Here is a 2,803-nt window from a genome sequence, read left to right on the forward strand (position 1 = left end):
AGTTGTGTATATCCGACAGGACCTGCGCGGCGCCAACCTTAGCCAGACCAACTTCAAAAACGCGATCACCACCGATGTCCTCACGGACGAGACCACCATCTGCCCCAACGGCCACAACGGCCCCTGCCAGTTCCATTGACATACTCCCCCCTCTGTCCCCCCGTACACGGGGGGATGAAAGGGGGGCCCGGCGGTTCCCCTATGCCCTACCGTCATCCTCAGTGCTCGGCGGAGAATGTTAAGCGCTGCGTTGGCGTCTCGACACAGCACCAGCCCGCACTTTGGACAGCGGTGGCTGCGAGTGGAAAGAGTCTGCTTCACCAGGTACCCGCACCCAGGACACTCCTGACTGCTGTACTCCGGCGGAACGGCAATCATCACCTTGCCGTAGTAGTCCAGCCACTGCACAAACAAAGACCAAGCTGCGTCCCGGATAGACTTGGCCAGGCGGTGGTTCTTCGCCAGATTCCCTCGTACGCCACGAGGTCGTCAGACACTACTACACACCGGGCCAACTTCATAGCCCAGTCTCTACGCTGGCGTTTAGCCTTTCTTGCAGTTGGCGCAGAAGCGAGAGATGGAAGCCCAAGCCCGCTCTGCGCTTGCTTGCCTAGCCTGTGAATTCAACGGGGATTATTGCCTCACGGGTGGGCTGCGGCTGGGATCGTCTCCCAAGCTGGCAAGAGCAGCCCATGTTGGAGCGGGTGGAGGCCATTCTGGAAGTCTTGCTCAGCAGACGCTGGCCAATGCCCAGGCCACTGCCCAGAATACGGAGGCCATTGGGCGAGCTTTTGAGGCCATTGCCCAGAATACGGAGGCTATCGGGCGAGTTTTTGAGGCCATTGCCGAGCTGCGCGAGGTGGTCGAGCAACAAAACCGCGCCATCACCTATCTCCTAAGCCAAGACTAGACCCCGGTCAGAGCTGGGCCGATTGCTCTTCAGGCAACTTGATTACTTTTTAAGATTAGTATAGAGGGGGCGAAGCTGACGCGCTTCGTCGAGCAGTTCTTCGTGTGAGAGAGAACAATGTTTCAGCCTAACTTCAAGCCTTCTAGGAACTCTGCTCTTGGATCGCTGCTGCTAGCCTCTTCGCTGGCGGTGGCCGCCTGCTCTGCCGAAACACCCCAGGTGACGCAAGTGCCGCCCACCCTTACGGCCCAGGTGCCGGAAGAGGGGGTCGCCTTCTACTACGATGGCGTGAAAACCTCGATCACGGCTAGGGATGCAGCCGTGCTTTTTGCCGCCTGCACCCTCAACACCAACGACGCCGCCAAGATCATCAGCTTTGCCAACACCACTCTGAAGCTTCAGCCGCCGCTCACCTCTGCCGAGGTCACAGGGCTGGGCGACCCGCTCAAGCCGGCCATTTCCGACTTCACGGGCGACGGCACCGTCAACTGCAGCGACGCGGCAGTGCTGTTTGCAGCAAGCGTAGTCGGCTCTGATGCCAACAAGATCAACGGGTTCATCGCCGGCACGCTGAAGATCCCGGGCATCAACGTCAGCCAAACCCAGCTTGACAGCTTCTTCCGGCCCGCTCCCAGCGGCGTGCGGATCACCATTCCCGGCCTGTCTGCTGGCGCCACGGTAACCGTTACCCGCTCCGATGGCACGGTGATCGCCACCTCTACATCGGTGTCGGGCAACGAAGCCATTTTTGCGGCACCGTTTACCATCCCCTTCGGCGGCCAGATCCGGGTGACGCCGGCCATCGCCTCGCCGCAGCCAATCAGCGTCAGCGGCTTCACCCTCAGCGTCTTCGACAACACCACCAACCCCGGCAGCACCACCTACTTCAACTTCGGCCCGCCCATTAACGTGGGCCCCGTCACGCTGCCAGTGAGCCCGCAGATCACCATTCCCGGCCTGTCTGCCAGCGCGACGGTGACGGTGACGGGTGTAGGGGGGTCGCCGGTGATCGCCACCTCTACATCGGTGTCGGGCAACGAAGCCATTTTTGCGGCACCGTTTACCATCCCCTTCGGCGGCCAGATCCGGGTGACGCCGGCCATCGCCTCGCCGCAGCCAATCAGCGTCAGCGGCTTCACCCTCAGCGTCTTCGACAACACCACCAACCCCGGCAGCACCACCTACTTCAACTTCGGCCCGCCCATTAACGTGAACTAGCCTGGGGCTGCCCAAAGGTCAGGTTACTCGGGTTCCCCCCCGGCCAAAGCCGGGGGCTTTGAGTGGCCCTGCAGTTGGCAAGCCAAGCACGGATCCTCCTCTGTCCCCCCGCATGCGGGGGGGAAGGGGGCCAGGCTGGTTTATTGATATAGATCACAGATCACAACGGCTGCTTGGGGTGAGATCGGAGGAAGAAGAGCTATGTTTTTTAGCTCTTCCTTTGGGTAAGATGTCTCTGGACTTTCTGAGCCATTCCCAGATTTGTTCCCTCAAGGCTTTCCCCGGAAGTGAGCTGGGCGGCGTTTGTTCGAGGCCTTCGCCTGGACTAAAACCTTCTCAATGGAGATTTGCAATGGCTACCCAAGATTTCAAGCCCAACTTGCCCTCTGCGCTGGCCTCTTTGATGCTGGCTTCCTCGCTGGCAGGGGTGATGGCCGCCTGCTCTGCCGACACGCCCACCGCCACGCAGGTGCCCTCCACCATCTCAGCGCAACTGCCCGAGACGGCAGCCCCCGCCACCGACAGCATCGCCTTCTACTACGACGGGGTGAAGACCTCCGTCACCATCAAGGATGCAGCGGTGCTCTTTGCTGCCTGCACCCTCAACACGGGCGACTCCACCAAGATTGTGAATTTTGTCAACAATACCCTGAAGGCAGGGCCGATCACCGCTGC

At 60.6% G+C, this 2,803-nt stretch carries 3 protein-coding genes and 1 pseudogene; 3 read left to right on the forward strand and 1 reads right to left on the reverse strand.

Translation table 11 applies throughout. The features are described from left to right. Window positions 1-378 (reverse strand): zinc ribbon domain-containing protein (locus NW853_RS00410; RefSeq protein ID WP_414347098.1); only part of this gene is annotated, 378 nt, incomplete at its 3' end. A 199-nt stretch (window positions 379-577) separates the two neighbouring features. On the opposite strand from NW853_RS00410, the gene NW853_RS00415 reads away from it, so the two are divergent. From NW853_RS00415 to NW853_RS00425, 3 genes and pseudogenes are all read left to right on the forward strand, one after another. Then, window positions 578-910 carry a hypothetical protein gene (locus NW853_RS00415; protein ID WP_414347094.1) on the forward strand — a complete coding sequence of 111 codons (333 nt, stop codon included), beginning with the start codon at window positions 578-580 and terminating at the stop codon, window positions 908-910. A 117-nt stretch (window positions 911-1,027) separates the two neighbouring features. Then, window positions 1,028-2,128 carry a hypothetical protein gene (locus tag NW853_RS00420; RefSeq protein WP_414347096.1) on the forward strand — a complete coding sequence of 367 codons (1,101 nt, stop codon included), beginning with the start codon at window positions 1,028-1,030 and terminating at the stop codon, window positions 2,126-2,128. A gap of 352 nt (window positions 2,129-2,480) precedes the next feature. Further along, window positions 2,481-2,803, forward strand: a pseudogene (locus NW853_RS00425) (hypothetical protein); the annotation flags it as partial.

Origin of the sequence: Synechococcus sp. H55.11 (assembly GCF_047462475.1) — a bacterium.
Lineage (GTDB): Bacteria > Cyanobacteriota > Cyanobacteriia > Thermostichales > Thermostichaceae > Thermostichus.

Coding starts and splice junctions, on each gene's coding strand:
- NW853_RS00415 (WP_414347094.1), top strand. CDS start 578: ATGGAAGCCCAAGCCCGCTCTGCGCTTGCTTGCCTAGCCTGTGAATTC.
- NW853_RS00420 (WP_414347096.1), top strand. CDS start 1,028: ATGTTTCAGCCTAACTTCAAGCCTTCTAGGAACTCTGCTCTTGGATCG.